Here is a 22767-nt window from a genome sequence, read left to right on the forward strand (position 1 = left end):
GCAGCATCGAAAAAGCCGCGGCCGCCAAGGCTGCCGGAAGGAATGGCCGGAAGGAATGCCATGAACGAGGACAGCGCCCATTTTCCCCCCGTCGATCCGGTGAAGACCGGCATCAAGGGCTGCTGCCCGCGCTGCGCCCAGGGCAAGCTGTTCGACGGCCTGCTCGGCGTAAAGCCGCGCTGCGCCGCCTGCGGCCTCGATTATTCCTTTGCCGATTCCGGTGACGGCCCCGCCGTCTTCGTCATCCTCATCGTCGGCTTCATCGTCATCGGCATGGTGTTGTGGCTGCAGGTGAATTACGGGCCGCCGATCTGGGTGCACATCCTGCTCTTTGCTCCACTGACGATCGTCCTGTCGCTGCTGACGCTGCGCTGGTTCAAGGGCATCCTGATTGCCATGCAATACCGTCATAATGCCCGCGAAGGACGCCTGAGTGACTGATATCGACCATGCCGCGCCGCGCCGCCTGCTGCCGGTTTTCACCGGCATCCTGGTGCTGATTGCCCTTGCCATCCTGATTTCGCTCGGCACCTGGCAGGTGGAGCGCCTTCACTGGAAGGAGGGCCTGATCGCCGATATCGCCGCGCGGCAGGCAGCAGGGCCCGTGCCGCTTGCCGACATCGAGGCGATGGCGGCTGCAGGCGGCGACATCGAATACCGCAAGGTGAGCGCCACCGGCCGCTACATCAACAACAAGGAGCGGCACTTCTTCGCCACCTGGCGCGGCCAGACCGGCTATTATATCTATACCCCGCTCGAGCTTGCCGACGGGCGCATTCTCTTCGTCAATCGCGGCTTCGTTCCCTTTGACAACAAGGAGCCGGAAACGCGCATGCAGGGCCAACTGACGGATCAGCAGACCGTCACCGGCCTGGCGCGTGAAAAGCTTCCCGGCAAGCCCTCCTGGGTGGTGCCCGACAACGACGTCGCCAAGAACATCTTCTACTGGAAGGATCTCGACGTCATGGCCGAGAGCGTCGGGCTGGAGAAAGCGCGCGTCATTCCCTTTTTCGTCGATGCCGATTCCGCCCCCAATCCGGCCGGCCTGCCGATCGGCGGCGTCACCCAGGTGGATCTGCCGAACGACCATCTGCAATATGCTTTCACCTGGTACGGGCTGGCCGCCGTGCTTGTCGTCGTGGTGGCGATCTCCTGGTTCCGCAAGGGCGCCAAGACACCTCAGCAATAGTATCACTTCAATTCTCGACCATATTGGGCTAGAGGTCCCTAAATCTCTCAACCCGGAACAGACATGAATATTGCGGCGAAACCTCCTTTGACGATCCGGCTCTGCGGCCCGCGCGGCTTCTGCGCAGGCGTCGACCGCGCCATCCAGATCGTCGTGCTGGCGCTGAAATCCTATGGCGCGCCGGTCTACGTGCGCCACGAGATCGTCCACAATCGTTATGTCGTCGAGGGGCTAGAGGCCAAGGGCGCCGTCTTCGTCGAGGAGCTGGACGAGATCCCGGCCGAACATCGCGCCCAGCCGGTGGTCTTCTCCGCCCATGGCGTGCCGAAATCGGTGCCGGAGGATGCGGCAAGCCGCAATCTCTTCTATCTCGACGCCACCTGCCCGCTGGTCTCCAAGGTCCACAAGCAGGCGATGCGCCACAATCGCCTCGGCCGCCATGTCGTCCTCATAGGCCATGCTGGCCATCCCGAGGTGATCGGCACGATGGGTCAACTGCCGGAGGGGTCGGTCTCGCTGATCGAGACGATCGAGGATGCCGACGCCTATGTCCCCGTCGATCCCGATAATCTCGGCTATGTCACCCAGACGACGCTGTCGGTCGACGATACGGCCGGCGTCATCACCCGCCTGCACGAACGCTTCCCGAACCTGACGGCGCCGGCAGCGGACTCGATCTGTTATGCGACGACCAACCGCCAGGAAGTGGTGAAGCAGGCAGCGCCCGGCTGCGATCTCTTCATCATCGTCGGCGCGCCGAACTCGTCCAATTCCAAGCGTCTCGTCGAAGTGGCGCTCAGGGCAGGGGCGAAGAAATCGATCCTCGTGCAGCGCGCCGCCGAGCTCGACTGGAGCGAGATCGGCGCGATTTCGACGCTCGGCCTCTCCGCCGGCGCCTCCGCCCCCGAGGTCATCGTCAACGAGATCATCGAGGCTTTCCGCGCCCGCTTCGACGCCCGCGTCGAACTGGCCGAAACGGTGCAGGAAACCGAAAACTTCCTCGTCAACCGCGAACTGCGCAACATCGAGCTGACGGCGGCCGACATGGCTTTCGTCAACGGCTAGATCGGTCTTCGGCCTGGCGTCCACTCCGGCAAATCCAATATCAACAAGGCATGAAGGGCGAGACCTCACTTGGCAGTCTATACCGATATCGCCGAAGACGATCTGAAATGGTTCCTGACGGAATATGACGCAGGCACGCTGCTCTCCTACAAGGGGATCGCCGAAGGCGTCGAAAACTCCAACTTCCTGCTCCACACTTCCAAGGATCCGCTGATCCTGACGCTCTATGAAAAGCGCGTGGAAAAGAGCGATCTGCCTTTCTTCCTCGGCCTGATGCAGCATCTCTCCGCCCGCGGTCTGTCCTGCCCGCTGCCGCTGCCGCGCCGCGACGGCGCGCTGCTCGGCTCACTCTCCGGCCGCCCGGCGGCGCTGATCTCCTTCCTCGAAGGCATGTGGCTGAGAAAGCCGGAGGCAAAACACTGCCGCGAAGTCGGCAGGGCGCTCGCCGAGATGCATGTGGCCGGCGATGGTTTCGAGCTGAAGCGGGCGAATGCGCTGTCGATCGACGGCTGGCGGGGGCTGTGGGAAAAATCCGAGGTGCGCGCCGGCGAGGTCGAGCCCGGCCTGCAGACCGAGATCCGCAGCGAACTCGATTTCCTCTCTGCCGCCTGGCCGAGTGGCCTGCCGGCCGGCGTCATCCACGCCGACCTCTTCCCCGACAACGTCTTCTTCCTCGGCGATCAGCTCTCCGGCCTGATCGATTTCTATTTTGCCTGCAACGACCTGCTCGCCTATGACGTCTCGATTTGCCTGAATGCCTGGTGCTTCGAGAAGGACGGCGCCTATAACATCACCAAGGGCACGGCGATGCTCGAGGGTTATCAGAGCGTCCGGCCGTTGAGCGACGCCGAAATCGCTGCCCTGCCGGTGCTGTCGCGCGGATCCGCGCTGCGCTTCTTCCTGACCCGGCTCTATGACTGGCTGACGACGCCGGAGGGCGCCATGGTCACCAAGAAGGACCCGCTCGAATATCTCCGCAAGCTGCGGTTCCACCGCCAGATCAAAGCGCCGGCCGAATACGGATTGAGCCTATGAAACACGTCGATATCTTCACCGACGGCGCATGCTCCGGCAATCCTGGCCCCGGCGGCTGGGGCGCGGTGCTGCGTTATGGCGATGTCGAAAAGGAGCTTTGCGGCGGCGAGGCGGATACGACCAACAATCGCATGGAACTGCTGGCGGCGATCTCGGCGCTATCGGCCTTGAAGAGCCCCTGCGAGGTCGATCTCTATACCGACAGCGCCTACGTCAAGGACGGCATCTCCAAGTGGATATTCGGCTGGAAGAAAAACGGCTGGAAGACCGCCGACAAGAAGCCGGTGAAGAATGCCGAGCTCTGGCAGGCGCTGGAGGCGGCCCGTGACCGCCATAAGGTGACGCTGCACTGGGTCAAGGGCCACGCCGGCCACCCGGAAAACGAACGCGCCGACGAACTCGCCCGCAAGGGCATGGAGCCTTTTAAGAAGGGCAAGGCGGTTTAAGTAGCGGCTGTTTCCTCGATGCGCTGCCACCCACATCTTCTCCCCAGCGGGGAGAAGATGCCGGCAGGCAGATGAGGGAGTGAGCGGCAAAGCCGCGAATGCGCTGAGCGTTAGCGAAGGGCAATGAATGGTGTGCCGTGCGGCCCCCTCATCCGACCCTTCGGGCCACCTTCTCCCCGCTGGGGAGAAGAGGGAGCAAGCAGCGCGCCCGAACCTCTTTCACGCCGCCCGTTGCTGCGGCGCAGTCGCCGCGCCCTGGATCAGCCGGTGCAGATATTCGAGCTTTGCCACGACAGGCGAGGACAGCACGAAGGGGTAGGAGTCGGGCTGGCCCATACTGCGCTGGATGGCGTTAATCGCGATGCTGAGCGGCACCCAGGCGCTGACCAGCTGCTCGGCGCTTCTTGCCCTGTAGGGGATGAAATCCACTTCGCCTGATATTTCCTCATGGCCGCTCGGATCGATGCCGATGCCGAAGGCGCGCGCGGTTTCGAGCGTGTCGACGATATGGAGGTAATGCGCGAAGCATTCGGCAAAATCCTCCCAGGGGTGCGATGCCGCATAGGCGCTGATGAAATTGTCCTGCCATCCCAAAGGCGCGCCGCCGGAATAGTGGGTCTGCAGGGCTGTCGCATAATCCTGCCGTTCGTCGCCGAAGACCGTGCGGAAATCGGCAAGGCCGCCCCGATCGCGCACCAGCTTGTTCCAGATGAAGTGGCCGGCCTCGTGGCGGAAATGGCCGAGCAGGGTGCGATAGGGTTCGTTCATCGAGCTGCGCGCCTGTTCGCGCGTCGCGTCGTCGGCCTCTGCGGCGCGGATGGTGATCAGGCCTTCCTCATGGCCGGTCATAGCAGGCACGATAAAGCCGTTGCTCTCTATCGAATCCTCGAGGAAATCGAAGACCAGGCCGCCTTCAGGGTCTTGTGCTCGATCAGGATGCGGCAGCTTCCAGCGCAGCAGCGAGTAGAACAGATGGCGCTGCGCCTGGCTGATGCGCCGCCAGCGATCGATGCCGTCCTGTGTATCGGTGTTCGGAACCAGCCGGTTGTGGCGGCAGGCAACGCAGAATTCGCTCTCGCCATCACCGTCTACCAGCCAGTTGCAGATATCGAGGCTGGCATTGGCGCAGAAGCGGACATCGCGATCGGGATTGGAAACGAGCTGCCAGAGCGTCTCGTCGCGCGGCTCTAGTGCATGCATTGCGAGATCGCCGGGCAGGAACCCGAGGCGATGGTTGCAGCGCACGCATCGGCGGTTGTCGAAGTGGACGACCTGATCGCAGTTGTCGCAGGCAAAAAGTTTCATCGTATCTCTCTCTGCAGAGCATGAGGGTGACGGATTAAAAATGCCTGCCGCGCGAGGGCGCAGCAGGCATGATTCATGACGGATGAGCTTATGGCTCAGAGCCGGTCGACAGCGCCCTTGAGCTTGTCCTTGACCTTGCCGGTTGCGACCTGTCCCTTGCCCTTGGCTTCCTGGACTGCGCCCTTGGCCTGCATTTCGCGATCGTCGGTGGCCTTGCCGACGGCCTGCTTGGTCTTGCCGGCAATTTCGTTTGCCTTACCGGAAATCTTGTCGCTTGTGCTACCCATATGTGATGTCTCCTTGGTCGGCATGGGCTTCTTGTCCATGCTTGCCGAAATGAAACGTCACTCGCGGCTATTCGTTCCCGCTGCCGTGAGGTCAGCTGCGGTCAGGCCAGCCTTTCAGGCATGGCCAGCTTCGGCCGAAAGCATCGCAGCGGTTACGCCCATGCTGGCGAGCGCCCGCTCATATTTGTCGTCGAGACTGCGGTCGAAGATCAATTCCTCATTGGCCGGGCAGGTGAGCCAGCCATTATTGACGACCTCGCTTTCGAGCTGGCCGGCCGACCAGGAGGAATAACCGAGCAGCATCGTCGCGCGCGTCGGCCCATCGCCCTTGGAGATGGCGCGCACGATATCGAGCGTCGCCGTCAGGCAGATGTCGTCGCTGACGGGAATGCTGGAGTCGCTGGAATAATCGTCCGAATGCAGCACGAAGCCGCGGCCGCTTTCCACCGGGCCGCCGGTCTGGATCGGGAATTCGCGCGCCCGCTTCGGCAGCACGATCGAATCTTCCTGCTTGATCATGTCGAGATGCAGCAGCACATCGGTGAAGGTGAGGCTCTGTGGCCGGTTGATGACGAAGCCCATGGCGCCGGCATCCGAATGCGCGCAGATGTAGATGACCGTGCGCGCAAAATTGCGGTCTTCCATGCCCGGCATGGCGATGAGGAATTGGCCATCGAAGAAGCCACGTTCCCGTCTGTTCTTCAGCGTCAATAAGGACATCGTTCCTCCTGCTGCTAGACCGCACCAAGGCCTCGACAACAGAAACATGGGCCAATGTCACACATCAATCAACTGAAAATGAAGATTTAAATCGCCGCGACTTCTGGCGGCCAAACGGCACATTCGGTAAACCTTTGTTCCATGATGATTATTTCCTCAGGTCCGCGCAGGCTTTTGATCGCGGTTGTGTCGGTGGTCGCGGCCCTTGTCCCGTTTTATTCCGCCCATGCGGAAATGAGCGCCTGGGCGGACAATGAGGGCGGCCGCATGCGCCTCGTGGCACTCGCGCCCGACGCCGGCGGCAAAATCCGCGCCGCCCTTCAGATCGAGCCGAAGCCCGGCTGGATCACCTATTGGAAAGAACCCGGCGGCAATGGCATTCCGCCCCAGATCACTGTCGCGGCGGAAAGCGGTGTTGCGCTCGATGCCATCGCCTATCCCGTTCCGAAGCATTTTTTCAACGGCGCGATCGAGGATATCGCCTATGACGCGCCGGTGACGCTGCCGCTGTCGCTGACGGCGGCCGGCAAAGGCCCGGTTACGATCGATGCTGCCGCCTTCATCGGCATCTGCAAGGATATCTGCATTCCCTTCCAGGCGAATTTTCAACTGAAGCTTGGTCCCGCCATCCAGTCGCACCCGCAGGAGGAGGCGATCCTTCAGGGCGCCGATGCGAAGCTGCCGAAGCCGCCATCGCAGGATTTCGGCGTGACGGCGCATGCGATGTCGCCCGATAGGAAGACGCTGTCTTTGACACTCGCTCTGCCGGGCGGGGGGCCCGGCGAGGGGAAGGGCGCGCCCGACATCATCGTCATCGGCCCGAGCGGCTATGCTTTCACCAAGCAGATCGGCGGCAAGCGCGACGGCGCCACCTTCAAGGTCGATGTCGCTATCGGCAAACTGCCTGAGAATTACGACATATCCGGCAAGCGCTGGGGCTTGCTGGTCATCGACGGCGAAAGGGCGATGGAGACCACACTTGCCTTCGAATGACCGGTCTTGCCTTTCAATGGCCGGCCTTGCCTTTCAATGATGGGCTCCTATAGTCGCCGCAGATCCCCTGCGGCGCCCGCCGCCGCCAAGCCGGAATTCCCAACGCAAAAACCCCCAAAGCCAGAACCAAGGAGAAGACCATGACCATCGCGATCGGCGACAAGCTTCCTGCCGCTACCTTCAAGGAAAAGACGGCTGACGGCCCGGTCGAAATCACCACCGATCAGCTCTTCGCCGGCAAGCGCGTCGTGCTCTTCGCCGTGCCGGGCGCCTTCACGCCCACCTGCTCGCTGAACCACCTGCCGGGTTATCTCGAAAACCGCGACACCATCCTTGGCAAGGGCGTCGACGACATCGCCGTTGTATCAGTCAACGACTGGCACGTGATGGGCGCCTGGGCGCAATCGTCAGGCGGCATGGGCAAGATCCATTTCCTCGCCGATTGGGATGCCGCCTTCACAAAGGCCGTCGGCCTCGACGCCGACCTCTCCGCCGGCGGCCTCGGCCTCCGCTCCAAGCGCTATTCGATGCTGGTGGAAGACAGCGTGGTGAAAGCCCTCAACGTCGAGGAAAGCCCCGGCCAGGCAACCGTCTCGGGCGCTGCCGCGATGCTGGAACAGCTCTGAGCGTTCATTCCTGTTGGATGAAGGGGCGGCCGTTCGGTCGCCCTTTTTATTTGCGTGAGCAGCTCCCGGAGCAGTCCTCGCAGGATTCCACCTGATAGCCGCGACGCGTTTAGTCCTTCATCGGCTCACCGAGCGTATGCATCAGGCGGTTCGCCCAGCCGAAGATCGCCGACGAGAGGACGAGATCGAGAGCCTCCAACTCGTCGAGCCCGACGTCCGCCAGCGCCTGCGCGTCGGCTACGACCGCTTCGGGCGGCGTGGTCGACAGTCGGGCCGAAAAGTTGAAGATTTCCTGGAGGTGCTCGTCGAGCGTCGCTTCGAGACCATCGGCGAACACGGCTTCGATGACATCGGTGCGTTTTGTCAGATTGTTGAACCGGGATGCATGGACGGCGGCGCAGTAGACGCAGCGGTTGACGACGGAGGCGGCGACTGCACCCAGTTCGCGCTCGCTGGCTGCCAGTCCGTCCTTGCCGTACATGATCAGGTTAAACAGCGGCGAGCGGACTGCGAGCGTCTCGGGATCGTGCGCCAGGGTCAGCACATAGGGCGAGATGCCCTTGTTCGACGGCGTCGTCTGCATCGCTGCATGCTGCTCGTCGGTGGCGGTCGCGAAATCGACCGGAACGACATAGGGCTGCCAGCGCGGCACCGTGGTGGTGAAGGTGTGGACGACCTCGCTCATCGCATTTCTCCGAGCAGCTTCAGGCCGGCGAGAACCCGCACCTGGTAATTGACGAAAGCCGCAAGCTCCGCGAGCCGGACGATGTCGGCGTCGGTTACGCCGACCTGGCGCAATGCCTCCACATGGGCGCGCGTGGCATCGCGCGGCGCGACCGTGAGCCGGTCGGCATGGCGAACGATCTCGGCGGTGCGCGGATCCGACACGTTCGTGTCCGGCTCGGCGAGCAAGGCTGTCGCCGGTTCGTCGGCGCGGGCAACGAGCGTGTCGTAGTGGCTTGCGAGCGCCGGGCTGCGGTTGTGGCGCGCCATGCGGGCGGCGAGCGCAGCCCTCAGGCCGTGCGACAACCCGCCGGGATCGTGTGGCAGAAGCACTGCGTCGTGGGCCGCTTCACTGAGGCGCAATATCTCGGCGCGTTTGCCCATGGCTTCCGCGAGCGCGGAACCCGGCCTCACAGAGGCAAGAGTTTCGATGAGTGTCAAAACAAGCTCCTCAATACGTCAGCGGACATAGGTCTTAGGTAGGCCGGACCTCTCATTATGTCAAACTGGAATGCTAAACAGATATTGATGTGAATTTTTTATCTACGGCCAGTCGCCAAATGAGAATTGTCATGCTTTACTGACATGAAGGAGAGTGTTTGATGTCCATTATGCATTCTAACTCTTTCGATATAAGGCAGCTTGAAGCCTTCGCAGCGGTGATGTCCGCCGGCAGCGTGACCGGGGCGGCAAGGCTGCTCGGCCGGTCGCAGCCGGCGGTAACGCGGCTGATCCAGGATCTGGAGGCCGATATCGGTTATGCGCTGCTGCATCGAAGCGGCCCGCGCATCAGCCCGACCGCGCGCGGTCTGCTCTTTCACGCCGAGGTGGAACGCCATCTTGCCAGCTTGGCCCACATCCGCGAGCGGGCGAACGCCATCGGTCTCGATGAACCGCCGTCGCTGACGATCGCCGCCACGCCTTCTCTTGCGGCCGGCGTTCTGCCGCAGGCGATCTCGGCCGTCGCGCCGGACCTGATACCGCGTCATCTCCATGTCCAGGCGCTGGCGGCCGAAAACGTCGTGCAGGCGGTGCTCGCCCGCTCCGCGGACTTCGGGATCTCAAGCCTGCCGCTGGAACATCCCGGCCTCGACGTGCACTGGATTGCCGAAGCGTCGTGTGTCGTCGCTCTCGCCGCGAACGATCCGCTGGCCAACGATGACGTGGTGCGTCTCTCCGATCTCGCCGAGCGCCGCATCATCACGCTCGCCAACCCCTACCGCCTGCGACACCGCATCGACGAGGCCCTGGAGCGGGCGGGTGTGGCGCCGCAACGGATGATCGACGTCAACGCCTCGCTGACGGCCCTGACGATGGTCCGGGCCGGACTGGGCGTCGCCATCGTCGAGCCGGCGACGGTCTGCGGCGTTCCGCTCGAGGGGATCGTGATGCGCGTCCTCGACCACGCCATCCCCTTCCTGTTCGGCGCCATCTCGCCTGCCGCGATGCCGCTGACCCCGACGGTCGCCGCCGTGATCGATGCGGCGCGCGCCGTGGCGCTGGCGATGCCCGGTTGCCGGCTGCATGACGCAGGCGGCGTCGAAGCCTTGGCCGACACCGTCTACGGCGGCAGCCCGATGACCGAGGACGTGCCGTCATGAGCGATCTCTCGACATTTCCGAACAATCTCGAAGCCCTCGAGGCGCGCCTGCGCCAAGACCTTGCCTGGCTGGAGCTGCCGGCCAAGTCATGGGTTCCGCCCCGCGTCGTCGATGGCCAAGCGGTCGTCGACGTCGTGATCATCGGTGCGGGCATGGCCGGGCTCGTGGCTTCCGCCATGCTGAAGCGGCTCGGTGTCGCCAATCATATCCTTCTCGACAAGGCGCCTGCCGGCAGCGAGGGTCCGTGGGTCACCTTCGCCAGGATGCGAACCCTTCGCTCCCCAAAGCAACTGACCGGGCCGGCAATGGGCCTGCCGGCGCTGACGTTCCGCGCCTATTACGAGGCGCGTCATGGCCGCGATGCCTGGACCGCGCTCGACCGGGCGCCGCGTGAGACATGGATGGACTATCTCGTCTGGTACCGGCGCGTGCTTGACCTGCCGGTGCGCAATGGGGTCGCGGTCGATGCCATTCGTCCGCGCGCCGACGGTCTGCTCGATGTCGTCTGCCGTCATGATGGCCGGTCCGAAACGACGATCGCGCGCCATGTGGTGCTGGCAACGGGCCGCGACGGCCTCGGCGGTCCCTTCGTACCGTCGATCGCCCACGGCATCGAGCGCAAGTTCTGGGCCCATACCGCCGACGAAATCGACTTCGCCGCATTGCGCGGCAAGCGGGTCGGGGTCGTCGGAGCCGGCGCCTCGGCGATGGACAACGCCGCCACCGCGCTCGAGGCAGGTGCCGCCCGGCTTGACCTGTTCGTGCGCAGGACCGACCTGCCTCGGATCAACAAGTTCACCGGCATCGGCAGCCAGGGCGTGGTGCACGGCTTCGCCGGTCTGCCGGATGACTGGAAGTGGCGCTTTCTCGACTATGCCATGCGCGCGCAGACGCCGCCTCCGCGTCCGAGCGTCTTGCGTGTCAGCGCATTCCCGCAGGCCCATCTTCATCTGAAAAGCCCGATCGATCGATTGCAACAGCAAGCCGACCATATCGTTGTGACGACGCCGAAAGGCAGCTATCCCGTCGATTTCCTGATCTTCGGCACCGGATTCAAGGTCGAGCTGACGAACCGGCCGGAACTCGCCGCCGTCGCATCGCATATCCGCCTCTGGCGCGACCGCTTCCCCGCGCCCGCGGACATGCGAAACGACGAGCTTGAAACCTCGCCTGACCTCGGCGAGGCGTTCGAGTTCCTCGAGGCCGAGCCCGGCGCTTGCCCGGCGCTGGCCCGCATCCACTGCTTCAACTTCCCGGCGACGCTCAGCCACGGCAAGCTCACGGGCGATATTCCCGCAATCAGCGAAGGCGCCGACCGGCTCGCCCGTGGCATCGTCAGGGCGTTGTTCGTCGCCGACCGCGAGCGTCATTTCGCCGATCTCCAGGCCTTCGACACGCCCGAATTGCTCGGAGACGAGTGGGCCGACGACGAGACCGCGACGTTTTCCGATCTATCTGCCGAAAGGACACCGACCCGAAATGCTTGAGATCAAAAACCTAAAGCTGTCCTACGGAAACACCCAGGTTCTGAACGGCGTCGATCTCTCGGTGAACCGTGGCGACGTGGTGTCGATCATCGGCCCCAGCGGCACCGGCAAGACGACATTGTTGAAGTGCATCAACTATCTGGCGAAGCCCGCCTCCGGCACGATCGCCTTCGATCAGGTCAGGATGGACTACCGGAAACCGGACAACACCGCGGTCCAGGCGATCCGGCTGCGGACGGCGATGGTCTTCCAGCAGTTCAATGTCTTCAAGAACATGACCGTCATTCAGAACGTGATGGATCCGCTTGTCGTCGTGCAGCGCAAGTCGAAGGAGGAGGCGCGTTCGATCGCTTTGCAGGAGCTTGAGCGGGTGGGCCTTTCGAACAAGGTCGACAGCTACCCGTCCCAGCTTTCCGGCGGTCAGCTGCAGCGGACCGGCATTGCGCGTGCGCTGGCCGTGAAGCCGGATGTGATGCTCTTCGACGAACCGACGTCGTCGCTCGACCCAGAACTCGTCGGCGAGGTTTTGAAGGTGATCAGGGACGTCACGTCATCAGGCATCACCTCGCTCCTCGTCACCCACGAGATGCAGTTCGCAAAGAATATCTCGAACCGCATCGTCTTCATGGATCGGGGCGTCGTCGCAGCTCAAGGCAGCCCTGCCGAGATCTTCGACACGCCCTCTAACCCGCGCCTTGCCCAGTTCCTGAATTCCGAACACTCCATCCAGTAAAGAAAGGATGCCTGACATGTCTTCCATCAAGTCGACTTCCCGCCGCACCTTCGGCCTCGCTGTCGCCGGCGTTGCCTTTGCCCTCGCAACCGCGGGCCTATCGCATGCCGAGGACGTGCGCACCATCAAGATCGCGACGGCTGCCGAATCCAAGCCGCTCTCCTGGGGTGCCATCGGCGTCGAGCCGCAGGGTTACGAGCCCGACGTGCTGAAGGCGATCAACGCCAAGCTGCCGCAGTACAAATTCGTCATGGAGGGTGCAGCTGACATCGCTCAGGAGACCGGCCTCGCCACCGGCAAGTACGACATCGCGACCGGCGGCTACTACCGGGCGCCCGCTCGCGAAAAGCAGTTCCTCCTTCCGGAGAGCCCGATCGGCGCCAGCCTGATCAAGATCTACAGCCGCAAGGACAGCGGCATCAACGAAATGAAGGATCTGGTCGGCAAGAAGATCGTGCCCGTGACGGCCGGTGGCGGCATCTACAAGTTCGCCACTGCCTGGCAGGAAAAGAACCCCGACTTCAAGATCGAGATCACCGCGTCCAGCGCCGGCATTCCCTATCCGGATCGCCTGAAAGAGGTCGAGAACGGCAAATACGACGCGCTGGTTCTGCCGTCGAACCTCGGCGAGCAGACGGTCATCGATCAGCAGAAGTTGAACGTCAAGGCGAGCGAGCCGGTCGCGATCAACAATACCTTCGTCCTGATCCATCGCTCCGAGGAGAACAAGGCACTCTCCGCAGACATCGACAAGGCTCTGAAGGAACTCAAGGCCGACGGCACGCTGGCAAAGCTCTCGCAGAAATGGTTCGGCGAGGACATCACCACGTACATGAAGTAACGCCGGCATGAAGTGACGCCGGGCAACGATCGGCGATCAGGCCCAAGACCGAAACAAGGAGTGTTCCGAAGTGGACCTATCCATCATGATCCCCGAGCTGCTCAAGGCGCTGCCGCTGACGCTTGCGATCACGTTCACGGCCATGATCGCCGGCTTCCTGCTGGCCCTGATTGCGACGACGTTCCGGGTGCGCAGGATATGGGTTGTCAGCCAACTGGCCGACCTCTACGTGTCCTATGCCCGGAGCGTCCCCGTCGTGCTCCAACTGTTCGTCGCCTTCTACGGACTGCCGCTGGTCGTCGCTCTGTTCGAGGTCGAGGACTTCGTGTCCCCGAACGTCGCGGCGATGGTCGGCCTCAGCCTCTACCATGGAGGCTATCTTTCCGAGGTTCTGCGGCCAGCCTACCTCGCCGTGGAACGCGGTCAGCACGATGCCGCCGACAGTCTCGGATACACATTCCTTCAAAAGATCCTTCGGGTCGTCGGACCCCAGGCGGTGCACATCGCTTTGCCAGGTTACGGCAACTCGATCATCTACCTCATCCACAACGTCGCACTCGTGATGTACATCGGCGCTGCTGATGTCATGGCGACCGCCCATCTGGTGATGGAGCGCGACTACAACCAGTACCAGTTCGAGACCTACCTTGTGCTGGCGGTGATCTATTCGCTGCTATGCCTCGTGGCATGGATCGTCGTGCGCTTTTTCGAAACGCGAAACGCAAAGTTTACGCCCAATACCGCACCGGCCAAGGCCACGATGATGGCAAGCGTCTGATCGAATAGGAGGTCATCACATGTTCGATTCCGAAGTCCTTCTTCCCGATCTCTGGGACATCCTTGGCGCGGTCCCTGTGACGCTCGCCATGGCGCTTGGCATCTTCGTCTTCTCCACGATCGTCGGCAGCCTTTTCGCGATGGTGGAATATCGGCGGATCCCGCTGCTTCGGGAGCTGGTCGTCGCCTACAAGGTCGTCTTCAAGGGCGTTCCGATGGTCATCGTGATCTTCCTCGCCTATTACGGCCTGCCGCCGACGCTGCAGTTCCTGACCTCGCTCGTTGGCATCGACTATAACGGTCACTCGACGCCGAACTGGATCACGCTCATCGTCGCCCTGACCGCCTGCGTCGCAGCCTTCCAGGCGGAAGTCGTGAAGGGCGCACTCAACTCCTTCGACAACGGTCAGGCCGATGCGGCCTATTCCCTGGGCTACAAGCGCAGCCAGGTGTTCCGCCGGGTGATGTTGCCTCAGGTCATCGTCGCGGCCATCCCGGATCTTGCCAACTCGATCATGGTGATCATGAAGGCGCTGTCGCTGGGATTTGCCATCGAGGTCGTCGACATCTTCGCGCAGTCGCAGCTGACCGCGGCGCTGAACTTCTACTATCTCGAAGCCTTCCTGATCGCGGTCGTCATCTACATGGTGATCGCCTATCTCGTCACATACGCCGCTGACCGGATGGAACGGGCTCTTAGGGTTTGGGCCTAGGGGCACTTCGCTCTTCCTCGGAGCACGATGCGCGGGATCAGGATTTCCACAGTCGTTCCGGCATGTAGCGGCCATCTGCGGCAGCGAACTTTCGCTTCGGGCTCGATGCGCCATCCGCTGCGCCGGCGGGGAGTTTGGCAGAAACGCACCCCAAACCTCCGTCATCCCAGGCCCTGAGCCTGGGATCCATGCCCGGTGCTGATGGAGGCGAGAGTGGATCCTCGGGTCAAGCCCGAGGAAGACGGAGGGTGGGGTGGCTTCTGGAGCAAGGACAGCGGAGCGCTGCATCTACGAGCATCCTGATAGATAAAGGGCGGCCATTCGGTCGCCCTTTTCAATTGTGTGAATAACTGCCAAGCCTTGCCTCAATCTCGCCGCAATCGTTATAACATAACAGTAATGTTATTACATTGTAGGATGCGCCATGCCCCCGAGCCCCGACCGCCCCTCCGTCAGCCTGCTGGGACAGTCGGCTTTATCTAGGGTAATCGGCATGGCGCTGGTCATTGCCGTGCTTTGGCTGGCGATCCACTGGGCGGTTCTCTTGCCATGACGCCGCTGATCCGTCTCGAGAATCTGACCGTCGCCTATAACCGGCACCCCGCCGTCCATCATGTCTCCGGCGCCTTCGCCTCGGGCAGCCTGACGGCGATTGCCGGGCCGAACGGGGCGGGCAAGTCGACGCTGCTGAAGGCGATCATGGGCGAGCTTCGCCCGGCCGAAGGCAGTGTCGAGCACCGGCTGGGGCGGGCTGAATTCGGCTATCTCCCGCAGGCGGCCGAGATCGACCGGCGCTTTCCGATCTCGGTCATCGACACCGTCATGCTCGGCGCCTGGAAGAAGACGGGCGCCTTCGGCCGCATCGCGCCCGGTGAGGTGAAGAGGGCAGGCGAGGCACTCTCGGCCGTCGGCCTCGAAAGCTTCGGCCGCCGTCATGTCGGCTCGCTGTCGGCCGGCCAGTTCCAGCGTGTGCTCTTTGCCCGGCTGCTGCTGCAGGATGCCGGCATCATCCTGCTCGACGAGCCGTTTACGGCAATCGATGCCCGCACCACCAGGGACCTCATCGATATCGTCACCCGCTGGCATGGCGAGGGCCGCACGGTGATCGCCGTGCTGCATGATTTCGAGCTGGTTCGCGCCCATTTCCCGCAAACCCTGCTGCTCGCCCGCGAGCTGGTCGGCTGGGGTGCGACCGCAGACGTCATGTCCTCAGTCAATCTCCTGAAAGCCCGCGCCATGGCCGAGCGCTGGGATGAGGATGCGAATGCCTGTGCACCCGAAGAGGCGCCGGCAGCATGACGGCTTACGATCTCTTCCTGGCACCCTTTGCCGATTACGGTTTCATGCGCCGCGCGCTCGTCGCCTGCCTCTGCCTCGGCCTCGGCTCCGGACCGATCGGCGTTTTCCTGATGCTGCGGCGCATGAGCCTGATGGGCGACGCGATGAGCCATGCCGTGCTGCCGGGGGCGGCGATCGGTTACCTCGTCGCCGGCTCGCTGTCGCTGACGGCGATGGGCCTTGGCGGTCTCATCGCCGGCCTGTCGGTGGCGCTACTATCAGGCGCCGTCAGCCGGATGACCGTGCTGCAGGAGGATGCGAGCTTTGCCAGCTTCTATCTCGCGTCGCTGGCGCTTGGCGTGCTGATTGTCTCACTACGCGGCTCGAATATCGATCTCCTGCATGTGCTATTCGGCACCATCCTGGCGATCGATGCGCCCGCCCTTTATCTGATCGGCGCGATCACCTCGCTGACCCTGGTCATCCTCGCCTTCATCTATCGGCCGCTGGTGGCCGAATGTTTCGATCCGGGGTTCCTGCGCGCCGTCGGCGGGCGCGGGCCGGTCTATCACGTGCTCTTCCTGCTGCTCGTGGTGCTGAACCTCGTCGCCAGCTTCCAGGCGCTCGGCACGCTGATGGCGGTCGGCCTGATGATGCTGCCGGCAGCCGTCGCGCAGCTCTGGTCGCGCAGTCTGCCTGTCATGATGGCGATAGCAGCCGTCAGTGCCGCCGCTTCCGGCTATCTCGGCCTGATCGCCTCCTACCATCTCGAACTCGCCTCCGGCCCGACGATCATCATGACGGCGGCGATCCTCTACGGCTTTTCTATTCTTTTCGCGCCCTCCGGCCTGGCCCGGCGCTTCTTTCCCCGCCCGCATTTGAAGGGCTGATCCCAAGGAGACTTCGATGACACCGCACAGACTGCTTCTCTCCGCAGCAATCCCCGCTTTGATGGCGCTGTCGGCCGTGCCCGCCTCCGCCGAAACGCTGAAGGTTGTGGCCTCCTTCACCGTGCTTGCCGATGTCGTCAAGCAGGTCGGCGGCGAGCACGTCAAGGTGACGAGCCTCGTCGGGCCGAACGGCGATCCCCATGAATTCGAGCCGTCGCCGGCCGATGCGAAGAATTTGAACGCGGCTCAAGTCACCTTCGTCAGCGGCGAGGGGCTCGAAGGCTGGATGGACCGATTGATCACCGCCTCGGGCTATAAGGGCAAGCCGGTCACCGTCTCCGAAGGCATCAACGTCAGCACCATGGAAGAGGACGGCGAAAAAATCACCGATCCGCATGTCTGGAACAGCCCCGTCAACGTCAAGATCTGGGTCGCCAATATCGAAAAGGCGCTGTCATCGGCCGATCCCACGGACGCCGCCGCCTTCAAGGCCAATGCCGAGAAGTACACCAGGACGCTGGACGAATTGAACGCCTACGCCCATGCGAAGTTCGACAAGGTCGCCGACGATCGCCGCAAGGTGCTGACCAGCCATGACGCCTTCGGTTATTTCGGCCGCGAATACAATGTCAGCTTCCTGGCGCCGCTTGGTCTGTCCACCGAAAGCGAGGCATCGGCCGCCGACGTCGCCAAACTGATCGAGCAGATCAAGGGCGAGCATGTGAAGGCCTATTTCTTCGAGAATTCCAACGATCCGCGCCTGGTCAAGCAGGTCGCCAAGGCAACCGGTGCCGAGCCCGGCGGCGAGCTCTATGTCGAATCCCTGTCCGACGCCAAGGGGCCGGCGCCGACTTATGAGAAAATGTTCAAATACAATGTCGACCAGCTCGCCGCCGCCATGGCGAAATCGAGCTGAGGGAATCGAGGGCTGCAGGTCTATCCTGCGGCCCTCACAAATTAAGGTCGAAGACCAAGATGCCGGCAAGGCCTCCATCCGTCGACGAGACGATGCGCTCGCCCACAGTCACGTGCTCGGGATGGATGAGATAGGCGTCGCGGGCCTCGGGGCTTTCAAAGGTCACGGCAAACCCGTCGACGAAGCCGCCATGCAGCCCCTCGGGCGAAACATTCGGCCCGTATTTAATATCCAATATGCCGGGAATGAGCTGTTTCAAGGCGACGATCGCCGCAAACAGCGACTGCTTGTCTTCGCTCGTCACCGCGGTCTTCAGCCGCAGGAATACGCAGTGCAGGATCATCCGTGGTCCTCCCGATTTTCTTTGGCTGGAGAATAGCGGCGAAAGCCGGGAGAGCAACGAGATTTATTTTCACGCAGGCGTTGCGCCGCGAGCCGGGGCCCGGGCAGATTACATCTGGTCGGTCTTGACCATCGGCCGCTTGTAGATCTTCTGGACGAGATCGCTCGCCAGCGCGCGGGCTTCGTCTTTTTCAGCCGCCGTCATCGGCCGGCAGGTGTTCCTGGTGTTGGAACTGTCGAGCACCGTCGTAGAGCCGGAATTGGCGATGACGAGATGCCAGCTGCAGGAGGCGACCTTGTCGATGGCGACGGCACCATGGCAACCGGTGGACAGGCAGAAGGCAATGGTTCTCTGCGCCCCATGGTCGCCCTTATAGGCCAGCTCGACGGCTTTCTTGATATCCGTGACCCATCGCTCGCATTGCGCCTGTTTTGCCCCCGGCTGGCAGCTTTTGGTAGCGGGAGTGACGTCGCCGGCCTGAAGCGGCGAGACGCAAAAAACACCCATCGACAGGGCGAGCAGAAACTTGAGCATGGGATTTTCCTTGTGCAAGCAATGAGAGACGCACATCGCAGGCCGTTGGTCAATGGCCGTCAAAAAAAGGAAGATGGCGCGCCCAACAAAGGTTGGCGCGCCACCGGGAAAATCCGAAATTGTGCAGATCCGACGCCGCCGCTATTCCAGAATGACGACGGCTTCGACCTCGAAGAGCATGGGGTCGATGGCAAGCTTGGGAACGGGAATCAGCGTCTGCGCCGGCAGTGCTTCGCCGAACATGTCCTTGACGTTCCTGGTCAACACCTCGAGCTTGGACATATCGTGATCGACCACGAAGACCGTCAGCTTGGCGACCTGATCCGGCCTTGCGCCGAGCGCCTCGAGGGCGGTGCGCAAGTTCGCATAGGCCTGCTTCACCTGGACGGCGAAGTCGGGCGACAAGGCGCCCGTGCTATCCTGGCCGCCCTGTCCGGAGATGTAGGCCAGCCGGCCTTGGCGCGGCACGATCACCGCCGTGCTGTAGCCGTTCGGCGAGGGGTCGTAGAGGTTTTTCGGATTGACGATCGTTAGCTTGAGATCGTCCTCATTGGCTGTCGCCGCAGTGGGAACGCTGATGGTCATGCTGATTATCCCTCCGATAATGAGATGTTTGATTGCGCGTGACATGACTTTCTCCCGAACGCCGAGGGCTGCGAGCGACGGATCCTCGCGGCCTGCAGGACGAAACTAATAATTGACTCGTACGGCGTACGATTAAATTGCATCGTACGCCGTACGAGTCAATCGGTCAGGATCGACATTCCCAGCATTGTCGGCTTAGATCGACGCCTGATGAGTAGAGGGAGACGGATGGCAGCCAAACGCAGCGGCGCTGAGAGCAAAGGGTCTGGGCGGAGAGGTGCGTCACCTCAGTCCGGGCAGGAGCCGCGCAGTGAACCGCCTCTCTCGCTGGAACGGATCGTGGCGACTGCGGTGGATCTGCTGGACGCCGAGGGCGTCGACGGATTGAAGATGCGTCGGCTGGCCGATCGCCTCGGCGCGGGCGCGATGAGCCTCTATTGGCACGTCGGCAACAAGGAGGAGGTCTTCGATCTGGCGCTGGATTCGGTGCTCGAATATCGCGGACCGCCTGCTATCGTCGAGTCTCGAGACTGGCGCGGGGAAATCGTTCATATGCTCGAAGACTGGCGCGCCAGCATGCTGCGCCATCCCTGGTCGGCCTCGCTGCTGCCGCGCCGGGCGCTCGGCCCGAACATTCTCATTCGCCTGGAACTGCTGAGCAAGACCTTGTCTGGAGCCGGTGTCACTGATGCGGATTTGAACGTCGCGATCTGGTCGCTCTGGAACTATGTGATCGGCGCGACCATCACCCGGGCGAACTTCGACCTCTCGGACGACGACAGGGCGGCCGCGCAGCAGCGCCTGACAGGTCTGAGCGAGCACTATCCGACGATCGAACGCTCTCGTCTGCTGCTGGATAATGATTGGGACGGCGCTTTCAGGAAGGGCCTCGACTTCCTGCTCGATGGCCTCGCGCCGCGACAGTGAACATTCGTCATTCCTGGACGAGATCGCGGGTACTGCCGCGACAAGGTTTCCCGGCTATTTCCGCAGGATTTTCTCCATCGCTTTTCCCTTGGCGAGTTCGTCGATCAATTTGTCCAGATAGCGGATTTCACGCATCGTCGTTTCCTGGATGTCTTCCACGCGCACGCCGCAGATCACGCCGGTAATCAACGATCGGGAGGGATTCATCTGAGGCGCTTGCGCAAAGAAATCCTCGAAGTTGGTCTTCTCAGCCAACTGATCGTCCAGGCTCTGCTGGCAATGCCCCGTCAGCCAACAGATGATGTCATCGACCTCCGTCTTCGTGCGTCCCTTCTTCTCTGCCTTGGCGACATAGTGGGGATAGACGCTCGCGACGCTGATGGAATAGATGCGATGCTTCGTCATGCCTGCTCCTCAACGTTCCGGATATTTTCCGGCTTGAGATAGCTGACTTCAAGTCCTCAACAAGCGGCCGACAATGGGTAAGCTTCCGTGGGAGCGAAGTAGATCAGTGCAAAATTGGCATCTCTCCAGCGCCGCGCGTCTTCGACCGGATTGCACCAACAACGGACATCGGCTCGGCTTGGGTTACGGGGCCGATGAACGAACCCGCTGCGCGGGAGGGCGTCTGCGGTTGAGGTAGAGGGTCCAGGCCGGAGTTGGCGCCTGAATTGAACGTCGTCCGGCAGAGGCAGAGCATGACGAGCTTCTTCAACAAGGAGCCTGACCATGCAGTACCCCCATCTCGACACGCCCGTCAGCCCGCTGCGCCAGCGGTTGATCGACTGATATTTTCCTCACGCTGAATCGGGCGAAGCGGTTCTCTTTCCCGCGGGATATTCAGACCGAAGTGATGAAAGCTTGGTTCCAGGACCCGGACTGCCCGCTCCTGGGGCAACTTACGCGAAAGTGAACATCAGAAATATCTGACGACGTCCGGGATTGGCCTAGAAATACGCCGATGAACCGACGACCGAGAACCGCAGCCGCGGCTTGATGGCTGGCAGTGCGATAACGCTAAAATGAACATCGCCGTTACTTGCCGGGTAGCATAGTCTCAAGAACCCCGTCGCGACGGACGAGCCCATGGAAGAGTGCTGCCGCAAGATGCATCAACACAAGAGCGAAGAACGCAAAGGCAAGATAGTAGTGCGCGCTCCACAGAAGTGCGTGCATGGTGTCGCTCTGCGGCAGTATCGGGGGAAGCCTTATCCCGCCATACAGCACGATCGGATAAGCGGCGGCGGACAACATCGCCCACCCGATCAATGGCATCCCTATCATCAGCGCGTACAAACCTAAGTGGGACAGATGTGCGGCAAGCTTCATCGGTTCCGGGAGGTCTGCGGGTAACGGAGGAGTGCCGGATATGAAGCGAACCACAAGACGAACCAGGGCAAGGACAAGAATGGCAATCCCCAGCGTCTTGTGGGTCAGCAAGAGCGGCACGTACTGGCGTCCGATGGTAGAAACCATTCCGACGCCGATAAAGAGCATTGCCAGGATGCCTATCGCCATCAGCCAATGCAACACGCGCTGGACGGTGGTGAAGCGTGTCTTGGTGCTGGCGTCCGTCATGGCTTCGCGCTCGCTTCAGTTCTGGGGTAACTGCTCGCTTCTGATGTCCGTAGATCATAGGATTTGGCATAGGCTGCAGAACGGGCGGCCGGGAAAGGATCATCGGAAACCTTGATGCCATCGGGAAGGATGGTCGGGTCAAAATTGATGTCACGGCATGGGCCGTCCGCCTCCGACTCGATTTTCTGGACAACCAGCGTTCCAGCTTCGACAGTACGCCGCCCCGGTGGCCAGGCCTTGGTAGGATCCGATGTCGGATCCGAGGGATCGGCCACCGTCAGCACGAGCGTCCAACGCTGAGGAGAACTCGCAACGCGTTTGGTAATGTCTTCCTCTAGGTAATTGGCACCGAGCTTGGCAAAGTCCTCGGCGGTGATCGGAACAGGCCGCGCTTCCGGGCGCAACGACCAGCGGACCGCGTGCTCGGCGCCCGATCCATCCGTGAAGATGAACGCATTGAGACTGTTGAACGCCACCTCGGCGTAGCTGGCCGTCCAGGGAGCCTTGGTCGCCCACTCGCCGAACGCGGCGAATTCTGGATGGGCGGCGATGAAGCCCTTCATGGCTTCCGGATCCTTGCTCGTGGACGCCTCTAGCAAATCGTAGAAACCTTGCGGCGTGGAGACCGCGAAGACAGGTGGATCGATCAGAGCCATCCGCCAGACGTTGCCGTCAGGCGCCGAGATTTGCACGCCGATGCCCCGAACTCGAACTGTGGGATCGGCGGCGTTCGGGTCCGGCGTTGCGAGGTTGAGGCGGCCGACGACTGGGTACTGTCCGGCGGCAAACATTGACGCGCGCGAAATCGCACTGGCGTTCCCGTTGGCTTCGAATGTGCCAGTGAAGCATACGCCCTTCGCGTGGTTTCTTCGATGCCCAAGCGCGGGTCCGCCGGGAGGCGCCAACGCACTTACTAGCTTCGTCGATGTAAGGCGGTTAGGGGTGAGCCATCCAGCGGTGTAGGCGAACGCGCCGACGCCGAAAGTTACGACGGCCGCAATCAACACAAGGGATCCCAAGACGGAACGCTGCGGGCCTGGCATCCAAGACTATCCCTTCGTGTCAGTTCAGTGCGGGATGTCGATTTTAGCGCAAAATGAATTGCAGCCGGGTTCCATCCCAATGCGCACAGGGAAGATGCCACCGTCGAGCTGCCAGGTCAAATCCCTCAACGC

The 22767-nt window shown here is 62.2% G+C and carries 29 protein-coding genes; 18 read left to right on the forward strand and 11 right to left on the reverse strand.

Annotated elements, in window-relative coordinates; translation table 11 throughout:
* The first annotated feature begins 60 nt into the window (after positions 1–60).
* The 5 genes from RLCC275e_RS03145 to rnhA all read left to right on the forward strand — a co-directional run bounded on the left by RLCC275e_RS03145 (position 61) and on the right by rnhA (position 3735).
* Positions 61–441 carry a DUF983 domain-containing protein gene (locus RLCC275e_RS03145; protein ID WP_033181780.1) on the forward strand — a complete coding sequence of 127 codons (381 nt, stop codon included), beginning with the start codon at positions 61–63 and terminating at the stop codon, positions 439–441.
* The gene (locus tag RLCC275e_RS03150; protein ID WP_033181401.1) at positions 434–1189 is read left to right on the forward strand and encodes an SURF1 family protein; all 756 of its coding nucleotides are present in this window, start codon (positions 434–436) and stop codon (positions 1187–1189) included. The genes RLCC275e_RS03145 and RLCC275e_RS03150 overlap by 8 nt, the downstream gene beginning before the upstream one ends.
* Before the next feature lie 63 nt (positions 1190–1252).
* Positions 1253–2254 (forward strand): 4-hydroxy-3-methylbut-2-enyl diphosphate reductase, encoded by a 1002-nt coding sequence (gene ispH, locus RLCC275e_RS03155; RefSeq protein WP_003557088.1) that lies wholly within the window; start codon positions 1253–1255, stop codon positions 2252–2254.
* A 69-nt stretch (positions 2255–2323) separates the two neighbouring features.
* Positions 2324–3289 (forward strand): homoserine kinase, encoded by a 966-nt coding sequence (locus tag RLCC275e_RS03160; RefSeq protein WP_033181400.1) that lies wholly within the window; start codon positions 2324–2326, stop codon positions 3287–3289.
* Positions 3286–3735 carry a ribonuclease HI gene (gene rnhA, locus RLCC275e_RS03165; RefSeq protein WP_033181399.1) on the forward strand — a complete coding sequence of 150 codons (450 nt, stop codon included), beginning with the start codon at positions 3286–3288 and terminating at the stop codon, positions 3733–3735. The genes RLCC275e_RS03160 and rnhA overlap by 4 nt, the downstream gene beginning before the upstream one ends.
* Positions 3736–3954: 219 nt before the next feature.
* On the opposite strand, the gene RLCC275e_RS03170 is transcribed toward rnhA, so the two are convergent.
* The 3 genes from RLCC275e_RS03170 to RLCC275e_RS03180 all read right to left on the reverse strand — a co-directional run bounded on the left by RLCC275e_RS03170 (position 3955) and on the right by RLCC275e_RS03180 (position 6047).
* The gene (locus tag RLCC275e_RS03170) at positions 3955–5040 is read right to left on the reverse strand and encodes a zinc-binding metallopeptidase family protein (RefSeq protein ID WP_033181398.1); all 1086 of its coding nucleotides are present in this window, start codon (positions 5038–5040) and stop codon (positions 3955–3957) included.
* A gap of 95 nt (positions 5041–5135) precedes the next feature.
* On the reverse strand, positions 5136–5327 hold the full coding sequence (locus RLCC275e_RS03175; RefSeq protein ID WP_003546001.1) for a CsbD family protein: 192 nt from the start codon (positions 5325–5327) through the stop codon (positions 5136–5138).
* 114 nt (positions 5328–5441) lie between these two features.
* Entirely contained in the window at positions 5442–6047 is a 606-nt protein-coding gene (locus RLCC275e_RS03180; RefSeq protein ID WP_033181397.1) for a YqgE/AlgH family protein, read from the reverse strand.
* Positions 6048–6188: 141 nt separating this feature from the next.
* Between RLCC275e_RS03180 and RLCC275e_RS03185 the strand changes: the two genes are divergently transcribed.
* Positions 6189–7040, forward strand: coding sequence for a protein-disulfide reductase DsbD domain-containing protein (locus RLCC275e_RS03185; RefSeq protein WP_033181396.1), 852 nt, complete (start codon positions 6189–6191; stop codon positions 7038–7040).
* A 140-nt stretch (positions 7041–7180) separates the two neighbouring features.
* On the forward strand, positions 7181–7666 hold the full coding sequence (locus RLCC275e_RS03190; protein ID WP_130707312.1) for a peroxiredoxin: 486 nt from the start codon (positions 7181–7183) through the stop codon (positions 7664–7666).
* Positions 7667–7775: 109 nt separating this feature from the next.
* Here the strand turns inward: RLCC275e_RS03190 and RLCC275e_RS03195 are convergent, their stop codons facing one another.
* Both RLCC275e_RS03195 and RLCC275e_RS03200 read right to left on the reverse strand, forming a co-directional pair.
* On the reverse strand, positions 7776–8351 hold the full coding sequence (locus RLCC275e_RS03195) for a peroxidase-related enzyme (RefSeq protein ID WP_130711890.1): 576 nt from the start codon (positions 8349–8351) through the stop codon (positions 7776–7778).
* On the reverse strand, positions 8348–8830 hold the full coding sequence (locus tag RLCC275e_RS03200; protein ID WP_033181395.1) for a CMD domain-containing protein: 483 nt from the start codon (positions 8828–8830) through the stop codon (positions 8348–8350). The genes RLCC275e_RS03195 and RLCC275e_RS03200 overlap by 4 nt, the downstream gene beginning before the upstream one ends.
* Positions 8831–8991: 161 nt before the next feature.
* Here RLCC275e_RS03200 and RLCC275e_RS03205 point away from each other — a divergent pair, with 161 nt between their 5' ends.
* The 10 genes from RLCC275e_RS03205 (at position 8992) to RLCC275e_RS03245 (ending at position 17625) form a co-directional block, all read left to right on the forward strand.
* Entirely contained in the window at positions 8992–9990 is a 999-nt protein-coding gene (locus tag RLCC275e_RS03205; protein ID WP_033181394.1) for a LysR family transcriptional regulator, read from the forward strand.
* The gene (locus tag RLCC275e_RS03210) at positions 9987–11477 is read left to right on the forward strand and encodes an NAD(P)-binding domain-containing protein (RefSeq protein ID WP_033181393.1); all 1491 of its coding nucleotides are present in this window, start codon (positions 9987–9989) and stop codon (positions 11475–11477) included. Before RLCC275e_RS03205 ends, RLCC275e_RS03210 begins: the two co-directional genes overlap by 4 nt.
* Positions 11470–12210 (forward strand): amino acid ABC transporter ATP-binding protein, encoded by a 741-nt coding sequence (locus RLCC275e_RS03215; protein ID WP_033181392.1) that lies wholly within the window; start codon positions 11470–11472, stop codon positions 12208–12210. The genes RLCC275e_RS03210 and RLCC275e_RS03215 overlap by 8 nt, the downstream gene beginning before the upstream one ends.
* 16 nt (positions 12211–12226) lie before the next feature.
* Complete coding sequence (locus tag RLCC275e_RS03220; protein ID WP_033181391.1) at positions 12227–13051, forward strand: amino acid ABC transporter substrate-binding protein; 825 nt, start codon at positions 12227–12229, stop codon at positions 13049–13051.
* Between the two features lie 70 nt (positions 13052–13121).
* Complete coding sequence (locus RLCC275e_RS03225; RefSeq protein ID WP_033181390.1) at positions 13122–13829, forward strand: amino acid ABC transporter permease; 708 nt, start codon at positions 13122–13124, stop codon at positions 13827–13829.
* A 19-nt stretch (positions 13830–13848) separates the two neighbouring features.
* Entirely contained in the window at positions 13849–14541 is a 693-nt protein-coding gene (locus RLCC275e_RS03230) for an amino acid ABC transporter permease (RefSeq protein WP_033181389.1), read from the forward strand.
* Between the two features lie 424 nt (positions 14542–14965).
* Entirely contained in the window at positions 14966–15094 is a 129-nt protein-coding gene (locus RLCC275e_RS34585; protein ID WP_261315743.1) for a hypothetical protein, read from the forward strand.
* Positions 15091–15840: a metal ABC transporter ATP-binding protein gene (locus tag RLCC275e_RS03235; protein ID WP_033181388.1), complete on the forward strand. Its 750-nt coding sequence runs from the start codon at positions 15091–15093 to the stop codon at positions 15838–15840. Before RLCC275e_RS34585 ends, RLCC275e_RS03235 begins: the two co-directional genes overlap by 4 nt.
* Positions 15837–16709 (forward strand): metal ABC transporter permease, encoded by an 873-nt coding sequence (locus RLCC275e_RS03240; protein WP_130661061.1) that lies wholly within the window; start codon positions 15837–15839, stop codon positions 16707–16709. The genes RLCC275e_RS03235 and RLCC275e_RS03240 overlap by 4 nt, the downstream gene beginning before the upstream one ends.
* 16 nt (positions 16710–16725) lie before the next feature.
* Positions 16726–17625, forward strand: a complete 900-nt coding sequence (locus tag RLCC275e_RS03245; protein WP_033181386.1) for a metal ABC transporter solute-binding protein, Zn/Mn family — start codon at positions 16726–16728, stop codon at positions 17623–17625.
* A gap of 34 nt (positions 17626–17659) precedes the next feature.
* Here RLCC275e_RS03245 and RLCC275e_RS03250 read toward each other — a convergent pair whose 3' ends face one another.
* The 3 genes from RLCC275e_RS03250 to RLCC275e_RS03260 form a co-directional block, all read right to left on the reverse strand.
* Positions 17660–17968: a Dabb family protein gene (locus RLCC275e_RS03250; RefSeq protein ID WP_033181385.1), complete on the reverse strand. Its 309-nt coding sequence runs from the start codon at positions 17966–17968 to the stop codon at positions 17660–17662.
* A 108-nt stretch (positions 17969–18076) separates the two neighbouring features.
* A complete protein-coding gene (locus tag RLCC275e_RS03255) occupies positions 18077–18502 on the reverse strand; it encodes a hypothetical protein (RefSeq protein ID WP_033181384.1) in 426 nt (141 codons plus the stop codon).
* Positions 18503–18643: 141 nt separating this feature from the next.
* Positions 18644–19132, reverse strand: coding sequence for a RidA family protein (locus tag RLCC275e_RS03260; RefSeq protein WP_033181383.1), 489 nt, complete (start codon positions 19130–19132; stop codon positions 18644–18646).
* A gap of 183 nt (positions 19133–19315) precedes the next feature.
* Here RLCC275e_RS03260 and RLCC275e_RS03265 point away from each other — a divergent pair, with 183 nt between their 5' ends.
* A complete protein-coding gene (locus RLCC275e_RS03265) occupies positions 19316–20014 on the forward strand; it encodes a TetR/AcrR family transcriptional regulator (protein WP_033181382.1) in 699 nt (232 codons plus the stop codon).
* A 54-nt stretch (positions 20015–20068) separates the two neighbouring features.
* Here the strand turns inward: RLCC275e_RS03265 and RLCC275e_RS03270 are convergent, their stop codons facing one another.
* The 3 genes from RLCC275e_RS03270 to RLCC275e_RS03280 form a co-directional block, all read right to left on the reverse strand.
* Positions 20069–20419, reverse strand: a complete 351-nt coding sequence (locus RLCC275e_RS03270) for a DUF2200 domain-containing protein (protein ID WP_033181381.1) — start codon at positions 20417–20419, stop codon at positions 20069–20071.
* A 630-nt stretch (positions 20420–21049) separates the two neighbouring features.
* Entirely contained in the window at positions 21050–21592 is a 543-nt protein-coding gene (locus RLCC275e_RS03275) for a cytochrome b (protein WP_033181380.1), read from the reverse strand.
* Entirely contained in the window at positions 21589–22635 is a 1047-nt protein-coding gene (locus tag RLCC275e_RS03280; RefSeq protein WP_033181379.1) for a catalase family peroxidase, read from the reverse strand. Before RLCC275e_RS03280 ends, RLCC275e_RS03275 begins: the two co-directional genes overlap by 4 nt.
* Between the last annotated feature and the right edge of the window lie 132 nt (positions 22636–22767).

The organism is Rhizobium brockwellii, from assembly GCF_000769405.2.
GTDB classification, from domain to species: domain Bacteria; phylum Pseudomonadota; class Alphaproteobacteria; order Rhizobiales; family Rhizobiaceae; genus Rhizobium; species Rhizobium brockwellii.

Coding starts and splice junctions, on each gene's coding strand:
- RLCC275e_RS03145 (WP_033181780.1), top strand. CDS start 61: ATGAACGAGGACAGCGCCCATTTTCCCCCCGTCGATCCGGTGAAGACC.
- ispH (WP_003557088.1), top strand. CDS start 1,253: ATGAATATTGCGGCGAAACCTCCTTTGACGATCCGGCTCTGCGGCCCG.
- rnhA (WP_033181399.1), top strand. CDS start 3,286: ATGAAACACGTCGATATCTTCACCGACGGCGCATGCTCCGGCAATCCT.
- RLCC275e_RS03170 (WP_033181398.1), bottom strand. CDS start 5,040: ATGAAACTTTTTGCCTGCGACAACTGCGATCAGGTCGTCCACTTCGAC.
- RLCC275e_RS03175 (WP_003546001.1), bottom strand. CDS start 5,327: ATGGGTAGCACAAGCGACAAGATTTCCGGTAAGGCAAACGAAATTGCC.
- RLCC275e_RS03180 (WP_033181397.1), bottom strand. CDS start 6,047: ATGTCCTTATTGACGCTGAAGAACAGACGGGAACGTGGCTTCTTCGAT.
- RLCC275e_RS03185 (WP_033181396.1), top strand. CDS start 6,189: ATGATGATTATTTCCTCAGGTCCGCGCAGGCTTTTGATCGCGGTTGTG.
- RLCC275e_RS03190 (WP_130707312.1), top strand. CDS start 7,181: ATGACCATCGCGATCGGCGACAAGCTTCCTGCCGCTACCTTCAAGGAA.
- RLCC275e_RS03195 (WP_130711890.1), bottom strand. CDS start 8,351: ATGAGCGAGGTCGTCCACACCTTCACCACCACGGTGCCGCGCTGGCAG.
- RLCC275e_RS03205 (WP_033181394.1), top strand. CDS start 8,992: ATGTCCATTATGCATTCTAACTCTTTCGATATAAGGCAGCTTGAAGCC.
- RLCC275e_RS03210 (WP_033181393.1), top strand. CDS start 9,987: ATGAGCGATCTCTCGACATTTCCGAACAATCTCGAAGCCCTCGAGGCG.
- RLCC275e_RS03215 (WP_033181392.1), top strand. CDS start 11,470: ATGCTTGAGATCAAAAACCTAAAGCTGTCCTACGGAAACACCCAGGTT.
- RLCC275e_RS03220 (WP_033181391.1), top strand. CDS start 12,227: ATGTCTTCCATCAAGTCGACTTCCCGCCGCACCTTCGGCCTCGCTGTC.
- RLCC275e_RS03230 (WP_033181389.1), top strand. CDS start 13,849: ATGTTCGATTCCGAAGTCCTTCTTCCCGATCTCTGGGACATCCTTGGC.
- RLCC275e_RS34585 (WP_261315743.1), top strand. CDS start 14,966: ATGCCCCCGAGCCCCGACCGCCCCTCCGTCAGCCTGCTGGGACAGTCG.
- RLCC275e_RS03235 (WP_033181388.1), top strand. CDS start 15,091: ATGACGCCGCTGATCCGTCTCGAGAATCTGACCGTCGCCTATAACCGG.
- RLCC275e_RS03240 (WP_130661061.1), top strand. CDS start 15,837: ATGACGGCTTACGATCTCTTCCTGGCACCCTTTGCCGATTACGGTTTC.
- RLCC275e_RS03245 (WP_033181386.1), top strand. CDS start 16,726: ATGACACCGCACAGACTGCTTCTCTCCGCAGCAATCCCCGCTTTGATG.
- RLCC275e_RS03250 (WP_033181385.1), bottom strand. CDS start 17,968: ATGATCCTGCACTGCGTATTCCTGCGGCTGAAGACCGCGGTGACGAGC.
- RLCC275e_RS03255 (WP_033181384.1), bottom strand. CDS start 18,502: ATGCTCAAGTTTCTGCTCGCCCTGTCGATGGGTGTTTTTTGCGTCTCG.
- RLCC275e_RS03260 (WP_033181383.1), bottom strand. CDS start 19,132: ATGTCACGCGCAATCAAACATCTCATTATCGGAGGGATAATCAGCATG.
- RLCC275e_RS03265 (WP_033181382.1), top strand. CDS start 19,316: ATGGCAGCCAAACGCAGCGGCGCTGAGAGCAAAGGGTCTGGGCGGAGA.
- RLCC275e_RS03270 (WP_033181381.1), bottom strand. CDS start 20,419: ATGACGAAGCATCGCATCTATTCCATCAGCGTCGCGAGCGTCTATCCC.
- RLCC275e_RS03275 (WP_033181380.1), bottom strand. CDS start 21,592: ATGACGGACGCCAGCACCAAGACACGCTTCACCACCGTCCAGCGCGTG.
- RLCC275e_RS03280 (WP_033181379.1), bottom strand. CDS start 22,635: ATGCCAGGCCCGCAGCGTTCCGTCTTGGGATCCCTTGTGTTGATTGCG.